General features: G+C 60.1%; 1 protein-coding gene. It reads right to left on the bottom strand.

The annotated features are described in order from the left end of the window. Nucleotides 1–437 precede the first annotated feature (437 nt). On the bottom strand, nt 438–1,448 hold the full coding sequence (locus AC0KUR_RS37835; protein WP_009689624.1) for an IS110 family RNA-guided transposase: 1,011 nt from the start codon (nt 1,446–1,448) through the stop codon (nt 438–440). Between the last annotated feature and the right edge of the window lie 164 nt (nt 1,449–1,612).

Here is a 1,612-nt window from a genome sequence, read left to right as displayed (position 1 = left end):
GTCGTCAGTTCCAGCCGTTCCGCTGCACGCCACGGCTTGAGCTTGCCATCCGCCACGTCCTGAATGACCTTGAATCGGTCCAGCTCGCGCATCGTCATCGTGATCCGCTCCGTTGCAGCCATCGCAGCCTCCGGCGCCGGACACCCGGCGGCCGGACAGCTTACGCGGCACGAAAGCGGACATTTCTTATATGGTCGCCTCCCATTTGCAAGGCAATTTTGATCGTGGCGAGGAGGGTGGTTGCGGACTTATATCCGGACTCGATCGCAGGACGTGCCTGCCGGCCCCGATGGATTTCGCCGCAAGGTTCCTAATCTAAATAGCGGACTCTAGGTCCGAGAAATGTCTCAGGCTTGCCCTTGCGCGGTCCAACCTGTCTTGCCATCTTTCAGCATCACCTGTGCAACCGTGGATGGGATAAAGGGATTGAAGCTTGACTACTGCGACGGTGCTGCCTCATACGTTCGGCCATGCGCCAGCAGCGCCCAGATTGTTCGCGCCATCTTGTTTGCGAGTGCAACAGCAACGACGTTCGTTGGTCGTCGGGACAGCATCTGACGCAAACGCTCCGGCAAGTGCTTTGAGCTCGAGATGACCGATCGCGCGCCGTGGATCAGCAGCGTCCGCAAATAAACGTCACCGCGTTTGCTGATCCCACCGAGCTTGATCTTGCCTCCCGAACCGTTCTGCCGCGGCACGAGACCGAGATAGGCGGCAAACTCCCGCCCCGAGCGAAACGTTCTTGCCTGTCCAATGACCGAAACCGCGGCAGTTGCCGTGAGTACGCCCACGCCCGGAATCTCCGAGATGCGCAGGCATGCATCGTCGTTGCGCCGCCAACTGAGAATGCGTTGCTCGATCCGGGCAATCTGCTCATCGAGCGCACGGAGTCGCGAAAGCTGATCCTGCAGGCTGTCTAGCAGCATGGCCGGCAACTCGTCGGCCAGTGACGCCAGCGCGGCTTTGGCGGCTTCGATCGATGCACGACGGCCTTGAGGCAACACGACGCCGAACTCGTAGAGCAATCCGCGAAGTTGGTTGACCTGCATGACGCGAATCCGGACCAGTTGCTGGCGTATCCGGTGCATCGCCAGCATGGCCTGCTGGTCTTCGGTCTTAACGGCCACGAACCGCATGCCGGGACGCTGGGCAGCTTCCCAGATCGCCGCGGCGTCAGCCGCATCATTCTTGTTAGACTTCACAAACGGCCGCACGAACTGAGCTGCGATGAGCCGCACGTCGTGGCCAAGCCGTGCCAGGACCCGGGCCCAATGATGAGCGCTGCCACAAGCCTCCATAACGACGCGACTCGCCGGCCGGTTGGCGAAGAACGGCGCGAGCTGGGCACGTTTGAGTACCTTGCTGTGAATCGCGCCGGTTTCAGGCTCGACATAATGAATCTGGAAAACGCGCTTGGCCAGATCGATGGCAATGGTTGTGGGTTCCATTTGGTTCTCCTTGGCGGCTGGGCTGCCGAAACAGCAATGTCGCATGCTCTGGACGCGAGATTGCGGCGCCGGACGGCCCGTTGAGGCGGGAGGCGACCATTCCATCTATGTAGCCAAAAGCGGACATTTCAATCTAGCCACTACAATCCAAACTGTCGATAATT

Source organism: Burkholderia sp. YHN3-13 (genome assembly GCF_055810675.1).
The sequence above is the reverse complement of the archived record's forward strand: the minus strand, read 5'-3'. Positions and strand labels throughout refer to the sequence as shown.